We start from the raw sequence: 17,171 nt of genomic DNA, 5'->3' as shown, positions 1-17,171 counted from the left end.
GCGTTGTCAGTGGTGGGTGGCATCGTCGGGGGTATGAGTGGTGGGCGGTGGGCGGTGGCCGAGGCGGGTGGAGGGGTGAGCCTTGCCGTGCCTGTGGGTGAGGACGGGGGGCCCGTCGGCGCGGTCGAGCGGTTCGGCGGTGTCGCCGAGGCCGTGCTCGCGCACCCGGAGGTGGAGCGGTGGGTGTGGCAGTCCACGGCGACCAGCTATCCGCGGGTCCTCGCGGCGGGCGCCCGCGTGGAGCGGTGCTACGACGTGGAGGCGGCGGAGCTGCTGCTCCTCGGCCACGAGGGCCGCCTCGGCGAGCCCCGTTCGGCCGCCGCCGCCTGGGCCCGCCTGCACCGAAGACCCGTACCGCCCGATCCCCCGCCCCGCGCCGCCGAGCCGGGCTCCCAGGACTCCCTCTTCGAGCCGGTCCCGGCCCCGCCCCTGCCCCTGGAAGCCCTCCTGGAGGTGTACGCCGACCAGCTCCGGCGGCACGACGCCACCGCCCACCCGGGCCGCATGCGCCTGCTGACGGCCGCCGAGTCGGCGGGCATGCTCGTGGCCGCCGAGATGAACGCCGCGGGCCTGCCCTGGCGCGCCGACGTGCACAAGGACGTCCTGCGCGAGCTCCTCGGCGAGCGGTACGGCGGCAGCGGCGAGCCCCGCAGGCTCGCCGAGCTCGCGGACGAGGTGTCCGCCGCGTTCGGCCACCGCGTGCGCCCCGACCTGCCCGCCGAGGTCGTGAAGGCGTTCGCCCGCGCCGGGATCCGGGTCAAGTCGACGCGGAAGTGGGAGCTGGAGGAGATCGACCACCCCGCGGTCGGGCCCCTCCTGCAGTACAAGACGCTGTACCGCATCTGGACGGCCCACGGCTGGTCCTGGCTCCAGGACTGGGTCCACGACGGCCGCTTCCGCCCCGAGTACACGCCGGGCGGCACCGTCTCGGGCCGCTGGACCACGAACGGCGGCGGCGCCCTGCAGATCCCCAAGGTCATCCGGCGTGCCGTCGTCGCCGATCCGGGCTGGCGCCTGGTCGTCGCCGACGCCGACCAGATGGAGCCGCGCGTCCTCGCCGCGATCTCCCGCGACCGGGGCCTGATGGACGTGGCGGGCAGCGAGGAGGACCTGTACACCCGCCTCTCCGACCGCGCGTTCTCCGGCGACCGCGAGCACGCCAAGCTGGCGCTGCTCGGCGCGGTGTACGGCCAGACGTCCGGCGACGGCCTGAAGAACCTCGCGGCGCTGCGCCGCCGCTTCCCGCTGGCCGTCGCGTACGTCGACGACGCCGCGAAGGCCGGCGAGGAGGGCCGCCTCGTACGGACCTGGCTCGGCCGCACCAGCCCCCCGGCCGTCGGGGCGGCGGACGACGACGGCGGCGAGGCGGGCATCCCCCAGGAGCAGGAGAGCCTCCAGCAGGCCTCCCAGGACAACGAGTTCACCCCCGGGTACGCCTCCACCGACTCCCGCGCCCGCGGCCGCTTCACCCGCAACTTCGTCGTCCAGGGCAGCGCCGCCGACTGGGCCCTCCTCATGCTCGCCGCCCTGCGCAGGGCCACCGCCGGGATGCGCGCCGAGCTGGTCTTCTTCCAGCACGACGAGGTGGTCGTGCACTGCCCCGAGGAGGAGGCCGATGCCGTCGCCGCGGCGGTGCGGGACGCGGGGGACCTGGCGGGCCGGATCGCGTTCGGCGAGACGCCGGTGCGGTTCCCGTTCACGGTGGCCGTGGTGGAGTGCTACGCCGACGCCAAGTGACGCCCCGGTCCCGGGCAGTTCACGCCAGCCGTTCCTTGAGCTCCGCGACCACCTTGGCGTTGACGCCGTCCAGGGATGCGAGGGCGGCGAGGGCCGCCTCCCACTGCGCGTACGCCTCCCGCGTGCGGCCCTCGGCGTGCAGCAGCAGCCCGTGCTGGTGGCGGGCGAGCCCGGCCATGTGCGTGTCGCCGCGGTGCTCGGCGCGGTCCAGGAGCAGGGCGCACTCGCGTGCGGCGTCGGGCGCGCGGGCGAGTTCGCGCAGGGCGCGGACCAGGCCGAGGCGGGACTGGGACTCGCCGTGCCAGTCCTGGTACTCGCCGTGCAGCCGCAGCGCCTCCTCGAAGTGGCCGCGCGCGGCGGCGGGTTCGCCGAGGGTGAGCCGGGCGTAGCCGATGTTGCAGTGGGCGGACTGGCGCACCACGAGGTGGCCGATGCGTTCGCCGATGGCGAGGCTGCGCTCGTGGTGGGTGATGGCGGCGCGCGCGTCCGTGTGCTCGTACAGATTCCCGAGATGGCTGTACGTGATGGCCTCGCTCAGCGGGTCGTCGAGCCCCCGGGCCAGGTCGAGGGCCTGCCGCAGGGCGGCCGCGGACTCGGCGTGCCGGCCGAGGCCTTCGAGGAGCAGCCCCCGGTGGTTCAGGGCCCGCCGCACGGAGGAGGTGTCGCCGAGGGCCCGCCACAGGTCGAGGGCCTCGTCGTTGAGCGCCAGGGCCTCACCGGCGCGCCCCGCCATGAAACGGTGCCCCGCGAGGTCGGACAGCGCCTGCGCACGGGCCCCCGGCTCCCCGCGCCGCCGCGCGGCCCCCACGGCGAGGCCACACAGCCGGTCCAACTCGGTGAGCCTGCCCCGGCGTTGCAGATACGGAAACAGGTACCGGACGAGCCGCGGCACGAGCCCGCTGCCGTCCCCGGCGTGTCGCTCGACGAGCCTGACGACGTTCCCCAACTCCTGATCGGCCCAGGCGAAGGCCTGGTCGGGGGTGGGGAAGGTGAGGGTGTGCGGGTCGGGTTCGGCGCTTGCCCCGGCGTCGCTGCGGGCGTCGGCTTCGGTGCCTGGCTCGGCACGGCCGAGGGCGCCGGCTTCGGTGTGCGGCCCGGCGCGGCCGATGGTGTCGTCGTCGGCCGAGGCATCGGCGTGCGCGGCGAGGGTGCCGGACGCGTGGGGGTGAGCAGAGGCGGCTGCGGCGTCGGCGGGCGTTCCGGGGGTGGGTGCGGGGCGGGGATCGGGTGGGCCGAGGCGGTCCGTCTTGTCCTGGCCGTCGGGCATGATCGTGAGGAGGGCGTTGCGGGCCGTGGCCGTGTACCAGGCGAGGGCCGCGCGGTCGGCCGACTCCGGGGGCGGGGAAGCGTGTTCGCGGGCGAAGTCGCGGACCAGGTCGTGGGGCGCGTAGCGGCCGTACGCGGTCTCGTCGAGCAGGGCGACGTCGACGAGGCGGTCCAGGGCCGACTGGGCGCGGCGGCGGGGCAGGGCGAGCAGGCGGGCCAGCAGCGGGGCGCCGTACTCCGGCAGGTCCAGGGCGCCGACGGCGCACAGGGCGCGGGCCGCGTCCCGGTCGCCCTCGCGGTCGGACGTGCGCAGCGAGGCCAGGGCCACGTCCAGGGAGCGGCGTACGCTCAAGTCGTCGTGTTCCAGGTGGTGCAGCCGGTCCCCGCACTCGGCGAGGAGCCCCGCCAGCGCGTCCGGCGTGAGCGCGCTGCGCGCGGCGAGCCGGGCCGCGACGATGCGCAGCGCCAGCGGCAGGCGGCCCGCGAGCGCCACCAGCGGGTGGTCGGCGGCGAGCCCCTCCCTGCCGGACGCGGCCCGCAGCAGCGCCGCGCTGTCCGCGTCCGACAGCGGCCCCAGCGGGAAGCGTGCCGCGCCGTCGAGGGCCGTCAGCTGCGAACGGCTCGTCACGATGACCGCGCAACCGGGCCCGCCGGGCAGCAACGGCCGCACCTGCGCGGCGCTCGCGGCGTCGTCCAGGACCAGCAGTGTCCGGGTCGGCGCGAGCAGCGACCGCAGCAACGCGGCCGCCGCGTCCGGGTCTTCGGGCGCGTGCCGCGCCTCCGCGCCGAGGTCCCGCAGGAGCGCGGCCAGGGCCTGGCCGGGCGGCAGCGGGGGCATGCCGGGGGTGGCGCCGTGCAGGTTGAGGTAGAGCTGGCCGTCGGGGAAGTCGGCGCGCAGCTCGTGCGCGGTGTGGACGGCGAGCGCGCTCTTGCCCACGCCTGCCATTCCGGCGAGTACGGCCACTCGGGGGCGGCCTTCGCGTGCCGCGGGCCGGGGGCGGGCCTCGGCCTCCGCTCCGGCGTCGGCTTCGACTCCGGCTCCCGCTCCGGCTTCTACTTCGGCTCCCGCTCCGGCTCCGGGTACGTCGTGGTCTGCCGTCAGCAGTTCCCGGAGCCTTCGGGACTCGGATGTGCGGCCGGTGAAGTGGGGTGGTTTGGGCGGGAGTTGGGCGGGGCGGGGCAGGCGGGTGGGGGCGGAGGCGGTTTGTCGGCCGCCTGCCAGGAGGGCCCGGGGCGGTCCCGGGGGCTGTTTCGCCGTCGAGGGGGACGGCTGGGGCGGCTCGGGCTGGTGGGGGCTCCGGCTCTGCTGGGGTTTCCGGGGCGGGGTCTCCGGGTGCGGCTTCCGGGGCGGAGTCCCCGGGCGGGGCGGTGGCTGTCGCTCGGGGGCGGTCCGCGCGGCGGGCTCGGCGTGCGGGTGCGGTCGGTCGGGGGGCGGGGTGGCGCCCGTACGCAGCGGGGCCGCACCCGTACGCAGCGGGTTCGCGTCGTCCGGCGCGGCGCCCCCGGCCGCCTCCCCCCGGAGCACCTCCCCGTGCGCCTCCCGCACCGCCTCCCCCGGCTCCACGCCCAACTCCTCCACGAGGCGGCGGCGGAGCGCGCGGTGGACGGCGAGGGCCTCCGCCTGGCGGCCGGTGCGGTGCAGCAGGAGCATCAGCTGGCGGTGGAAGGTCTCGCGGAGCGGGTGCTCGGCGACGAGGGAGGCGAGTTCCGGGGTGCGGAAGGCGAGTTCGGCGAGGTGGCGGCCGGGTGCGCCGGCGGCGGCTTCGAGGAGCGCGTCGTAACGGCACTCCAGGAGCAGGAGGCGGGACTCCTCCAGGCGTTGTACGAGGGCGTGGCCCGCGGTGGCCGTCGGCAGGCCGGACAGCGGGGTGCCGCGCCAGAGCGCGAGGGCCGCGCGGGCGGCCTCCTCGACGGCGGGCCAGTCCCTTTCGGCGTGCGCGGCGCGGGCCTGCGCGAAGCGGCGTTCGAAGACGCGTACGTCGAGTTCGCCGTCGTCGACGCGGAGGCGGTAGCCGGAAGGGACGGCCCGCAGGCGGTCCGGGTCGTCCAGGAGGCGGCGCAGGCGGGTCACGTGGTTCTGCAGGGAGGCGTGCGCGGAGGCGGGCGGGCCCTCGGCCCACAGCGCGTCCTTCAGGGCGTCGGCGGAGACCGCGCGGTCGGGTTCGAGGAGGAGCGCGGTGAGGAGGGCGCGGGCCTTGGGGCTGCGGACGGGGTGCGGTTCGCCTGCGGCGTCGTACACCGCGGGCACGCCGATGAGACCGAACCGCAGTTCGTTCGCCATGCTCGCCCAACTCCCCGTTGCCGCCGGTCCGGCCACCTGCCGGATTCCGGCCCGCCGCGCCTTCCGAACGGCCGTTGGGCACATGTTAGCGATCTGTTGGCGGTGCCTGATGGGATCACTACATCGGACCTGGCCCCGCCGGTGCGTGCGCTAAGCGCGTGGCTCGGGGGAGTGTCGCCGGCGCGGTCGGGTCCGCCCAAGCTGGCCTCTGGCCTTGGGGGACGTCCCACTTGCTGTGGGACGGGGCTGGGTTGCCCCGTCGGCCCCTTCTGGTGGGACAGCCTCCGCCGGATCGCGCTCCGCGCTCGTCCTCAAACGCCGGACGGGCTGGAATGCCCCCGTCGTTCGCCTCGGGTGGGACCAAGCAGCCCCGATCGGCCTGCGGCCTCGTCCTCAAACTCCCCCAAGCTCTTAAGGAGCAGGGGGGACCTCCACGACGGGCTGGAATGCCTGGCGGGAGCCCCTGGGTCATCGGCGGCTATGTCACCGGCAGCCTCACCGTGAACACGGCACCCTTGCCCCGTTCGCTCTCCACCTCCACCGTTCCGCCGTGGGCCTGGACGAGGTTGCGGACTATGGCGAGGCCCAGGCCGCTGCCGCCGGTGGCGCGGGTGCGGGACTTGTCGGCTCGCCAGAAGCGGTCGAAGACGTGGGGGAGGTCGCCGGGGGCGATGCCGGTGCCGGTGTCGGCGACCTCGATCAGGACGCCCGCGTCGCGCCCGGTGTCGTCGGGGGTGTTCCGGCAGAGGACCGTCACCTCGCCGCCCGCGGGGGTGTGGCGGATCGCGTTGGAGACGAGGTTGCCGATGGCCTGGCGGAGGCGGAGGGGGTCGGCGGTGAGCCAGGGGTCGCCGGTGGCGCGGGCGGTGAGGCGGACGCCGGCCGCGTCGGCGCGGGCCTGGTGGGCGGCGACGACCTGGTCGGCGAGTTCCACGGCGCGGACGGGCTCGCGGTGCAGGCGCAGGGTGCCCGCGTCGGCGGCGGCGAGGTCCTGGAGGTCGTTGACGATGTGCTGGAGGAGCAGGGCTTCTTCAAGGAGCGAGGTGACGAGTTCCGGGTCGGTCGCGACGACGCCGTCCTCCGCGGCCTCCAGCCAGCCGCGGATGTTGGACAGCGGTGTCCGCAGCTCGTGCGCGACGTCGCTGACCATCGCCTTGCGCTGCTCCTCCAGGGCCTTGCGGTGCGCGGCCATGTCGTTGAACGCGGCGGCGAGCTGGCTGATCTCCCCGGCGGAGCGTGCGGGTACGGGCTCGGTGGCCTCGCCGGTCTTCATGCGCTGCGTCGCCGTGGTGAGGGCCCGCAGCGGCCGGGTGAGCCGGGTCGCGGCGAACGCGGTGGCGGCCACGGTGACGGCGAGGATCGCGGCGGCGAGCCCGACCAGGCGGGTGGTGTTGGCGCCGGACAGCTGGAAGCCGCTGTCGGAGGGGCGGGAGCCGTCCGGGCTGGTGATGAACAGGAGCGCGGGCGAGGACACGTACGGGCCGAGCTGCTCGCGGCGGGCGCTGTCGACGCAGTTGGCGGCGAGCGCCTCCTCGGCCTGCTCGGCCTCGCTGCGGGGCCACTTGGCCTTGCGGGCGAGGTCCTCCTCGCGGCGCAGGGACTCCGCGGCCTTGTCCGTGGGCGGGGGCGGCGCGCCGGTGGGAGCGGACGGCGTCGGCTCGGGCTTCACCATCGGGATGCTCGCCAGGTAGAGGCGCGGGGTGCCGCCGCGGCCGATGGTGAGGCCGAACTTCACCGGCTCGGAGCCCTTGCGGCGCATGCAGGCCCAGGCCAGCTTGTTGACCTTGTCGAGCGCCTTGCGTTCGGTCGCGGTGATGTTGATCAGGTCATGGGGGCCGCACCTGTACTCCGAGACGCGGCTGTCGGCGTCCTCGGGCACCTGCACCTGCGGGCGCCCGCTCGGCCCGATGACGAGCTTGGCGTCGACGCCCTCGTCCCGCAGGCAGGCCACGTTCTTGTCGGCGATGGCGCGCAGCGTGCGACGCTCACCGGCGGGCAGCCGGAAGGGGCCGACGGCACGCGGGTCGATGCGGTCGACGGCGCCGGTCCCGGTGCCGAGGCCCGCGCCGGTGCCGAGGCCGCTGCCGCCGACGTCGCCGCCCACGTCGCCGCCGGTGCCGAACCCGGTGCCCCCGCCGACGCTGTCGCCGACGGCCCCGTCGGCGCCCGGCGCCCGCACGTCCTGCTTCGACGGCTCGCTGGGCACGGGCGCGGGGTCGGGCTCGGGGGTGGCGCCGGTGCCCGAGCCCGAGACCTCGTCCTTCCGGCCCGCCGCCAGCGTCGAGTCGACGGCGAGCGGGTCCACGACGGCGGAGGCGCGCGCCGGGAGCCGCGCCCCGCGCTCGCCGCCCGGCCCGGCGGAGTCGGCGATGACCTTGCGGTTCTCGGTGGTGAGGGCGATGCGGCGGCCGGTGTCGGCGGCGAGGCGGCGGACCGTGCGGTCGGCGTCGCGCCAGTTGGGGCGGGTCGCGGCGAGGCCGAGGAGCTTGTCGTAGATCCGGGCGTCGTCGGCGAGGACCTGCCCCTGCTCCTGCCGGATCGCCCCGGAGGTGGTCTGCGCGGCGAGCCAGGCGGTGGCGGCGATCGACATCACGGAGACGAGGACGGAGACGGCGAGCAGCCGGGTCAGCAGGCTCTTGCGGACGGGGACGCGGGTACGGGCGGCGCCGCCGGTGTCGGACCCTGCGCCGGTGCCGGTGCCGGTGCCGGTGCCGGACCCGGGCCCGGGCCCGGTGCCCATGCCGGTGTCGGTACCGGAGGCCCCCCTCTTACGCCTCATGCCGGGCCGCCGCCCCGCCGTGCCCCTCGGCCCCGGCCCCGCCGTGCCCCGCCTCGTGGTGCGCCACGAGCTTGTACCCGACGCCGAACACCGTCACGAGCCGCCGCGGCGCCCGCGGGTTCGCCTCGATCTTCTTGCGCAGGTTCAGTACGTGCACGTCGACGGTCCGCGCGGATATGTACCCCGACGAGCCGTGGATCCGGTCCAGGAGCTGCGGCCGTGTGAACACCCGCTCCGGTTCGGCGGCCATCGCGGCGAGCAGTTCGAACTCGCCGGGCGTGCACTCGACCCGGCGCTCGTCCACGGTCACCTCGTGCCGCCGCTCGTCCACGACGAGGCCCCCGGCCCGCAGCACCCGGGCGTCCGGGTCGGGCGGCGGCAGATGGGCGGTGCCCCCGGCGCGCCGCAGCAGGGTGCGGACGCGGGCCATCAGCTCGCGGGGGCTGTAGGGCTTGGTGAGGTAGTCGTCGGCGCCCAGGTCGAGGCCGAGGAGCAGGTCGTCCTCGGTGGAGCGGGCGGTGAGCATGAGGATGGGCAGGGTGCTGGCGCCGGGGGCCGCGCCGAGCCCCGGGTGCTCCCCGGGCCTGGGCCCCGCCCGCAGCACGCGGGTGACGCCGAGCCCGTCGACCTCCGGCATCATCACGTCGAGGATGAGCAGGTCGGGGGCGTGCCGCCGGACCTGTTCGAGCGCGGCCCGGCCGTCGTGGACGACGCCGACCGTGTGCCCCTCGCGCTCCAGATAGCGGCGGATGAGGTCGGCCTGTTTCTCGTCGTCCTCCGCGACCAGGACAAAAGCGCACATGCGCCCGAGCATAAGTGGACCTCCCCGGTCCACGGCCGTCCCGGGAACGCCCTGACAGGAATCACACAACTCGGCCCGCGCCGGAGCCCGGCCGCCGCGCACGGCCCGGCAGGCGAGCCGAATCCTCCGCCCCACCCCCGCCGACGGCGCCCTCCGTCCCCTCCCCACCCCCCGGTTATCCTGGGCTCTTTCCGTCGGAAGAGGTCGCACCAGTGGAGTTCCGGCTGCTCGGAGCGGTGTCCGTCGCCACCGAGGCCGGTGAGGTGCCGCTGGGTCCCGCGAAGCGCCGCAGCCTGCTCGCCACCCTGCTCCTGCGCCCCAACTACCCCGTCTCCGTGCAGCGCCTCACCGAGGCCCTGTGGGACGACGAGCCGCCCGCCCGCGCCCGCGGCGTCATCCAGGGCCATGTGTCGCGGCTGCGCACGCTGCTGGTCGCCGCCGACGCGGAGATGTACGGCGTGGAGCTGGTCACCCAGGGCACGGCGTATCTCCTGCGGATGCCCGAGACCCTGATCGACTCCCACCGCTTCGAGGAACTGGTGACGCTGGCCCGCGGGCAGCGCACGGTGGCCGACGCGGTGACGATGTACGAGGAGGCGCTCGCGCTGTGGCAGGGCCCGGCGCTGACCGGGGTGCACCCGAGCCCGTCCCTCCAGGCGGCGGCGCAGGCCCTTGAGGAGACCCGGCTCGCGTCGGTGGAACACCTGGCCGCCGGGTACGGGCAGCTGGGCGAGCACGCCCGCGCCGCCGCCCTGCTGCGCGCGGAGGCGACGGCCCACCCGCTGCGGGAGTCCCTGTCGGCGGCGCTTGTCACGGCGTTGCGGCGGGCCGGCCGCCGCTCGGAGGCCCTGGACTGGTTCCACCGCGCCCGGCGGCTGCTCGCGGACGAGCTGGGCCTGGACCCGGGCCCGGAGCTGGCGGACGCGTACGCGCTCGCGCTGCGGGGCGAGTGCGAGGAGCCGGTGCCCGCGAGGGCCCGCCCCGGTTCCCCGCCGCGCCCGACGACACCCGCGCCCCCGCCGGACACCCGCGACACGGCAGTCCCCCTCACCACCACCGCCCCGACACCCTCACAGCCCCAGCCGCATCCCCAACCCCAGCCGCACCCACACGCACATCCCCACCCCCAGGCCCCCCTCGCACCCCCCACCCCCATCGACCTCCTCCCCCGAGCCCCCCGCGGCTTCCACGGACGCGCGGCCGAGTTCACCGCGCTGTCCCGGGCGGCCGCGGGCGAGGCCCCGGTGTGCCTGGTCACGGGCCCCGCGGGCGTCGGCAAGACCGCGGTCGTGGTGCAGTGGGCGCACCGCAACCGCGCGGCCTTCCCCGACGGCCGTCTCTACGCCGACCTGCGCGGCTTCGCGGACACGGGCGAACCGTCCGTCCTCGACGTCCTGCGGGAGTTCCTGCCCGCCCTCGGCGTGCCGCCGCGCCGGATACCGGAGTCGGCGAACGGCGCGGCCGCGCTGTTCCGCTCCCTCGCCGCCGAGCGCCAACTCCTCGTCGTACTCGACAACGTACGAGATTCCGAGCAGGTCAGACCGCTGCTTCCGGGCGGTGCCCGGTGCGTCACCGTCGTCACGAGCCGGAGCCGGCTGCGCGGCCTGATCGCCAGTGACGCGGCCCGGCCGCTGCCCGTGGACGTCCTCGGGCCGGAGGACGGCACGGCGCTGCTCGCCGGGGTGCTCGGCCAGGAGCGGGTGCTCGCGGAGCCGGTGGCCGCGCGCCGCCTCGCGGAGCTGTGCGGCGGTCTTCCGCTCGCGCTGCGGGTGGTGGCGGCGCGGCTCGCGGACCACCCGCAGTGGACGCTGGCGGCGATGGCCGCCGAACTGTCCGACGAGTCGCGGCGCTCGGTGCTCCTGGACGTGGAGGACACCGGTGTGCGGGCGGCGCTGCGGCTGACGCTGCGGCAGCTCCCCGAGGCCGTCGGGCACCACTTCGCGCAGCTCGGCCGCCACCCGGGCACCCACCTGGACCGGTACGCGGCGGCGGCGCTCGCGGGCACGGACCCGGACACCGCCGAGGCCGCCCTGGAGCGGATGGCCGGGGCCCACCTCCTGACCCGGACCGCGCCGGACCGCTGGACCCTGCACGACCTGGTGCGGCTGTACGCCCGCGGCCTGGACGCGGACCCCGAGGCGCTGCCGCGCGTCCTCGACCACTGGGTCGCCACGGCGCTCGCGGCAGCCCAAGCTGCCGAGCCCAGCGACGAGCCGTGCTTCGCGCTCCCGGACGACTTCCGGGAGCCGCGCGCGGTACGGGAGTTCGCGGACCGGGCCGCCGCCATGGACTGGTACGCGGCCGAGCGCGAGGACCTGGCGCTCGCGGCGGGCGCGGCGGACGCGGCCGGTCTGCACGACCGGACCTGGCGGATCGTGCTCGCGCTGTGGCCGCTCGTGGTGTGGCGGGTGCGGGACGGCTGGGCGCCGCTCCTGCAGACGGCGCTGCGGGCGGCCCGCGCCGCCGACGACCCGTACGCGCAGGCGCGGGTCCTCGCGCTGCTCGGCTGGGTCCTCACGGAGGAGGGCCGCACGGCCGAGGCCCTGGCCCACCTGGAGGCGGCACCGCCGCTCGCGGCACGGGCGGGGGACCCGCGCGGCGAGGCGACGGCGCTGGTGAACCTGTCCCTCGCGCAGGCGGCCCTCGGCGGCACGGACGAGGCCGTGCAGGGCTGCCTGCGGGCGGCGGAGCTGGCCCGCACGGCCGGTGACGGCAACACCGAACGCCTCGCCCTGCACCACCTGGCCCGCCTCCAACTGGACGCGCGGGACTGGCAGTCGGCCCTGGACACGGCGCACGCGGCCCTGGCCCTCACGCCCCCGCGGGAGGACCCGAGCGCGGGCCGGGTCCTCCTCGTCACGGCCGCGGGCGAGGCGCTGCTCGGCCTCGGCGACGAGGCGGAGGGCATCCGCCGCCTGGACGCGGCGGCGCGCGAGGCGGAGTCGAGCGGCTTCGACGAGGGCGCGGTGCGGGCCCTGGAGGCGCTGCTCCGGGTGTCGGCGCAGGATGGTTTCCGGGAGCGGCACGGGGCGGCGGCGCGGCGGCTTGCGGCGGCCGCGGATCCGGGCTGACCAGCCGGTTCGCCCCCGTCCGCGCGACGTGAGCGGGACGGCAGCGGCGCGTGAGCGGAACGAAAGCGGCCGGGCCCAGTCTGGTGTCAACGGCGGGAACGACCGCCAGGACCGCACCACCCCAGGGGGAGCACCATCATGCGTACGTCTCGGATCCGCACCGCCGCACTCGCCGCCACCACCGCCGCGCTGGCCCTCGCCACACTGACCGCCTGCGGCAACTCGGACGGCGGCGACGACGCGAAGGGCGCGGGCAAGAGCGGGGGCGCCGTCGTCTCGGAGAAGGCGAGCGGAGGGAAGTCCGGCGCGGCCGAGGGCGGCACGGGCACCGGGGGCGCGACCGTCGACGCGGCCAAGGGCACGGACGCCGGGTCGTCCTCGACGGAGGGCGCGACGGTCAACGCCCGCAAGGGCTCCGGGTCACAGGCCTCCGGCTCGAAGGGCTCCGGCTCGCAGGCCTCCGCCGCCGGGATCCGGGCGTGCGACGGCCAGGAGATCTCGTACTCCGTCACGCACCGCTTCGCGAAGCAGCGCGGCGAGCACCTGCTCATCACCGCCACCAACGCGGACTCCAAGGCGTGCTACGTCACGTCGTTCCCGTCGGTGATGCTCGGCGACACCGCGAACGTCCTGCCCCACTCCGCGAAGGACACCCCCGGCGGCGGCAAGGCCCTCACGATCAAGCCCGGCGGCAAGGTCTACGCGGCCGTGAACCTGTTCACCGACAGCGCGCGGACCCACACCGCCACCGGCCTCAGCATCGCCCTGACGGACCACACCGGCGACACCGGCCCCGGCGTCGACCAGGAGGCCTTCGCCAAGGGCGTGCCGTCGAAGTTCACGTGGTCGACGGCCGACGTCACGAACTGGAACACGGCGAAGCCCTACAACTTCTGACCTCCCGGCACTCCTGCCCTCCGGCACTCCTGCCCTCCCGGTACTTCTGATCGGCCGACTCCCCCAGAAGGCGATCAGTCGCAGGAACGCCCCCTGTCGCGCGTGTGCGCGGCGGGGGGCGTTCTGGTTCCCGGCCTCGCGGGAGACGGGGGCTACGCGGCCTCGTGCGGTACGACGACGACCTGCACGTCGTCCTCGTACACGATGCGGCCGGGGTCGGCCGAGCGGACCGTGCGGCAGGGGACGCCGTGGGCGGCGAGGATGTCCAGGTAGCCGGGGACGCGCTCGATGAGGTGGGTGGCGGTCGCCTTGAACCAGGCGACCGCGCCGGGGTTCGCCTCGCGGTCGTAGGCGTCGGACGGCGTGGTGTACGCGGCGTCGTACCAGTCGTTGTTGGCGCGCCAGAAGCCGCGCTGCTCAGGGGTGAGCTTCCCTTCCCGGGCGAGGCTGTTCACCAGGAAGAACACGCCCGGGTGCACCCCGCGTTCGTGCAGGGTCGGGGACTCGAAGCGGATGTACGCCGTCTCTGTGGCGGCCCTCGCGGCCGTACTCGTCTCGTCGGTCACCGGCGCATCCTCGCATCGGCGGCGGCGAGCCAGTGGGGCGCCCCGGCCCGCTCGGCGAGGACGCGCGCCTGCCGGTGGTGCCGGGCGGCGGCGTCCGGCCGCCCGAGGGCGGCGGCGAGGTCACCGAGGTAGAGGGCGACGGGCTCCAGGGTCAGGACGCCGCTCCCGGCCCCGGCCAACTCGCCGCCTGCGGGCAGCAGTTCGCGATACAGGCCGTCGAGGACGTCCGGCGGGGCGGTGCCGGAGCGGAGGGCGGCGCGGGCGCGGAGACAGAGGCGGGCTTCGAGGAGTTGGTCGTGGGGGTCCGCGCCCGCCGGGCCCACCACCACACCGACCTCGCCGACCTCGCCGTCCTCGCCGTCCTCGCCGTCCTCGCCGACCCCGCCTTCCTCGCCTCCGCTCTGCACGCGCAGACACAGCAGGGCCAGCTCAAGGAGCCCCGCACTGCCGCCCTCGCCCGCCTCTCCGACTCCACCCACCCCCTCCCCCTCCATCCCGCTCATCCCCCCGCCCCGCATCCGCGCCGCAGCCGCCCGGCACCCGGCCTCCGCCTCCGGCACCCGTCCGGCGACGGCGGCACGCAGCGCCGCGTACCACTCCGTGAACACCCCGGCCAGCGGCAGCCCGTGCCGTTCGGCGAGGCGGTCGACGGCGGCGGCGTGGCCGTCCGCGCGGCCGAAGTCGGCGAGCGCGGAGTGGGCCTGGAGCAGCATCAGGTGGCCGAGGACTTCGAAGGCGACGAGGTCGTGGCGGGCGGCGAGGGTGGTCAGCTCCTCGCCGATGCGGGCGCGTTCGGGGGCGAGTCCGGGGCGGTGGAAGGTGTGCAGGTAGCGGGCGTTGAGGGCGAAGGAGAGGAGCGCGGCGGAGTCGGCGCCGCCGCGCGGGGCAGCCTCGACGGCTGCGGTTCCCGCTGCCGGGTCGGCTTCCTCACCGGCACCGGCATGGGCACGGGACTGGGACTGGGCACCGGCCCGGGACTGCGCACCGGCCCGGGACTGGGCACGGGCCCGGGACTGCGCACCGGCCCCGAATTGGGCACGGGCGCCTGCGCCGACAACCGCCCCGGCGCCGAACTCGCCCGCTCCGGCGGCCTCCCCGACCGCCCGCGCCAGCCTCTCCGCCTCCCGGGCCGCCTCAGCGCCGCGTTCCGTGCGGGAACCGCGCGTCTCCATGCCGACGGTGCTGAGCAGTCGGCTGCGGGTGGCCCGGCGGGCCGGGGTGCCGTCGTCCGGGAGGGCGTCGAGGGCGCGCAGGGCGGCGGCGACGATGCGGCGGGAGAGGGCTTCGTCGTCGTTGCGGGCCCAGATGCCCGGTACGTCGAAGGCGCCGATGACGCGGGCGGTCAGCTCGGGGTCGCCGGTCTTCTCGGCGGCGGCGAGGGCTTCGGCGCGGTACCGGCGGGCCTCGGCGAGTCTGCCGGTGACGGCGAGGTTCCGCACGAGCCCCATGACGATCCCGAGCCGCGCCCGGCCCCCGGCCGGATCACCCGACCGCCCCTGCCCCTCGGCCGAGGCGACCGACCTCCCCTGACCCTCGACCGACTCCCCACCCCCACCCCGGTCGTACGCCTCCAACGCCGCCCCCCACAGCCGCACCGCCTCGTGCGGCGCGAACGCGTTCTCGGCGCGGCGGGCCGCCCGCGCGGCGAAGTCGGCGGCGCGGGCGGCGACTTCGCGGGTGCCCGCGCCGAGGTAGTGGTGGGCGATGGCTTCGACGGAGTCGGGCCGCAGGTCTTCCAGGAGTTCCGCGACGGCGGTGTGCAGCCGGGCGCGGCGGGGCGCGGACAGGTCCCGGTACAGGGTCTCCCGTACGAGCGCGTGCGCGAACTCGACCCGCTCGCCCTCGCTCTCGCCCTCCCGCTCGCCCGCTCCGTGCCCTTCCTGGGCTTCCCCGACGAGGAACCCCGCCGCCACCCCGGCATCGACCGCCTCCAGGACGGCGTCCTCGTCCCCGGTGAGCGCGGTCAGCACGTCCAGGTCGACGGCGGGCCCGATCAGCGCGGCGCGCAGCAGCACCGCGCGGGCCCCGGCGGGCAGCGCGCCCAGCCTGCGGCGCACGATGTCCCGTACGCCCGCCGGGACTTGGGAGAGGGCGGCGGCCCCTTCGGCGGCGTACAGGCGGACGATCTCGCGTACGAAGAAGGGGTTGCCGCCGCTGCGCCGGTGCACGGTGCGGAGGGTGGCGGCGTCGAGGGGGCGGGGTGAGACGGTCCGCGCGAGGTCGGCCACGGCGGGCTCGGCCAGCGGTCCGACCCGCACCCGCGTGGGCTCGGCGCGGGCCACGCGGCCCAGCAACTCCCGCATCCCGTCAGCCACTTCTCCGTCCCGGTACGTCGCCACGACCAGCACGGGCCGCTCAAGGGGCCGCTCCACCAGCGAGGCCAGCAGTTCCAGCGTGCCGTCGTCGGCCCAGTGCAGGTCGTCGAGTACGAGCAGCAGGGGGTGGCGGTCGGCCGCCCCGGTGATCAGCTCCCCCACCCGCCGGTACCACGAGAACCGGTCCCCGCCCGCGTCGCCCTCGTCGGAGACCCCCAGTTCCCCCAGCACCTCGGCCCAAGGCCACCCGGCGGGGACCCCGCCCTGCTCCGAGGCCCGCCCCCAAGCGGCGACCCACCCTTCTTCCGAGAGACGCCCCGCCAACTCCCGCACCAGAGCGGTCTTCCCGACGCCGGCGTCTCCGGAGACCAGGGCCAGAAGGAGCCGCCCTTCCCGCACAACGCCACGAGCGGAAGCCTCCAGGTCGCCCAACTCCGCCTCACGCCCGACGAGCTCGCTCCCCCGCCCGGCAGGGGAACCGTCGAACCGGGCTGTGCCCACAGCAGGTGGCGGCATGGACCACGGTGCCGGAGCTGCGGCTGACGCCGAGCGTGCGCACGGTGTGACGCCAGTCCCCGCCCCGAGGGCACCCCCACCCCGCTGCCCCAGAATCTCTCCCTCCAGCCTCCGCAACCCCTCCCCCGGTTCCACCCCCAGCTCCCCCACAAGCCGCTCCCGAGCCCTCCGCAACACCCCCAGGGCATCCCCCTGCCGCCCCGCCCGGTAGAGGGCGACAGCCAGCAGCTCCCAGGCCTCCTCCCGCCAGGGATGCCCCTCGACGTGCGCCTCCAGGTCGAGCACGGCCTCCCCGGCCCGCCCCAGAGCCAGCGCGGCGGACGCCCGTCGCTCCACGGCGAGCAACCGCAGCCCCTCCAGCCGGGCAGCCTCCCCCCGAGCCCACTCCTCGGAGGCCCACTCCGCGTACGCGGGCCCCCGCCAAGCCGAGAGCGCCTCGTCGAGAACCCCCAGGGCCACCCCGGCACCTCCGCCGGACAGCGACCTCGCGGCCTCCCCCACAGCCCCCTCGAACCGCCAGGCGTCCACCGCCCCACCGCCCGCGAGCAGCGCGTACCCGGGCCCGGACGTCACCAGGAGCCGTGCGGGCGCCCGCCGGGCCCGCCCCGGCTCAAGGACCTTCCGCAGGTCACCGACGAACGTCCGGATCGCCCCGACGGCCCTCGGCGGCGGCTCGTCCCAGAAGTCGTCGACCATCCAGTCCACGGGAACGGTCCGCCGCCGGGCGATGAGGAGGCGGGCGAGGACGGCACGGTGCCGGGGCCCCTTGAGGTCGAGGGGGCGCCCGTCCGCGTCCCGGGCGGCAAGGGCCCCGAGGACCTGGAACGTCACGTCACCGGCCCCCGGCCCGGCGCTCTCCTCCTGCGGCACCCCTTCAACGTACCGCCCGTCACCTGCATGGACCCGCTGCTGATCGGTTGCTGATCCGGGCCGCGCAGGCT

Annotated in this window: 8 protein-coding genes; 3 read left to right on the top strand and 5 right to left on the bottom strand. The window is 76.4% G+C overall.

The window, feature by feature from the left end; translation table 11 throughout:
• The first annotated feature begins 33 nt into the window (after positions 1-33).
• Positions 34-1,737, top strand: a complete 1,704-nt coding sequence (locus AB6L24_RS26800) for a bifunctional 3'-5' exonuclease/DNA polymerase (RefSeq protein ID WP_405659299.1) — start codon at positions 34-36, stop codon at positions 1,735-1,737.
• A 19-nt stretch (positions 1,738-1,756) separates the two neighbouring features.
• Here AB6L24_RS26800 and AB6L24_RS26795 read toward each other — a convergent pair whose 3' ends face one another.
• The 3 genes from AB6L24_RS26795 to AB6L24_RS26785 form a co-directional block, all read right to left on the bottom strand.
• Positions 1,757-5,284 carry a BTAD domain-containing putative transcriptional regulator gene (locus tag AB6L24_RS26795; RefSeq protein WP_405659296.1) on the bottom strand — a complete coding sequence of 1,176 codons (3,528 nt, stop codon included), beginning with the start codon at positions 5,282-5,284 and terminating at the stop codon, positions 1,757-1,759.
• Positions 5,285-5,762: 478 nt separating this feature from the next.
• Positions 5,763-7,874 (bottom strand): sensor histidine kinase, encoded by a 2,112-nt coding sequence (locus AB6L24_RS26790; protein ID WP_405663347.1) that lies wholly within the window; start codon positions 7,872-7,874, stop codon positions 5,763-5,765.
• Positions 7,875-8,052: 178 nt separating this feature from the next.
• Positions 8,053-8,865 (bottom strand): response regulator transcription factor, encoded by an 813-nt coding sequence (locus tag AB6L24_RS26785; protein ID WP_405659293.1) that lies wholly within the window; start codon positions 8,863-8,865, stop codon positions 8,053-8,055.
• A gap of 212 nt (positions 8,866-9,077) precedes the next feature.
• On the opposite strand from AB6L24_RS26785, the gene AB6L24_RS26780 reads away from it, so the two are divergent.
• A complete protein-coding gene (locus tag AB6L24_RS26780; RefSeq protein WP_405659290.1) occupies positions 9,078-11,936 on the top strand; it encodes an AfsR/SARP family transcriptional regulator in 2,859 nt (952 codons plus the stop codon).
• 138 nt (positions 11,937-12,074) lie between these two features.
• Positions 12,075-12,833, top strand: a complete 759-nt coding sequence (locus tag AB6L24_RS26775; RefSeq protein WP_405659287.1) for a DUF4232 domain-containing protein — start codon at positions 12,075-12,077, stop codon at positions 12,831-12,833.
• 152 nt (positions 12,834-12,985) lie between these two features.
• Here the strand turns inward: AB6L24_RS26775 and AB6L24_RS26770 are convergent, their stop codons facing one another.
• Together AB6L24_RS26770 and AB6L24_RS26765 are read right to left on the bottom strand one after the other, a co-directional pair.
• On the bottom strand, positions 12,986-13,399 hold the full coding sequence (locus AB6L24_RS26770) for a hypothetical protein (protein WP_405659284.1): 414 nt from the start codon (positions 13,397-13,399) through the stop codon (positions 12,986-12,988).
• Entirely contained in the window at positions 13,396-17,100 is a 3,705-nt protein-coding gene (locus AB6L24_RS26765) for a BTAD domain-containing putative transcriptional regulator (protein ID WP_405659281.1), read from the bottom strand. Before AB6L24_RS26765 ends, AB6L24_RS26770 begins: the two co-directional genes overlap by 4 nt.
• Positions 17,101-17,171: the final 71 nt, after the last annotated feature.

The sequence above is a fragment of the Streptomyces sp. RK9 genome, from assembly GCF_045070545.1.
Lineage (GTDB): Bacteria > Actinomycetota > Actinomycetes > Streptomycetales > Streptomycetaceae > Streptomyces > Streptomyces alboflavus.
The sequence above is the reverse complement of the archived record's forward strand: the minus strand, read 5'-3'. Positions and strand labels throughout refer to the sequence as shown.

Coding starts and splice junctions, on each gene's coding strand:
- AB6L24_RS26800 (WP_405659299.1), top strand. CDS start 34: ATGAGTGGTGGGCGGTGGGCGGTGGCCGAGGCGGGTGGAGGGGTGAGC.
- AB6L24_RS26795 (WP_405659296.1), bottom strand. CDS start 5,284: ATGGCGAACGAACTGCGGTTCGGTCTCATCGGCGTGCCCGCGGTGTAC.
- AB6L24_RS26790 (WP_405663347.1), bottom strand. CDS start 7,874: ATGTCGATCGCCGCCACCGCCTGGCTCGCCGCGCAGACCACCTCCGGG.
- AB6L24_RS26785 (WP_405659293.1), bottom strand. CDS start 8,865: ATGTGCGCTTTTGTCCTGGTCGCGGAGGACGACGAGAAACAGGCCGAC.
- AB6L24_RS26775 (WP_405659287.1), top strand. CDS start 12,075: ATGCGTACGTCTCGGATCCGCACCGCCGCACTCGCCGCCACCACCGCC.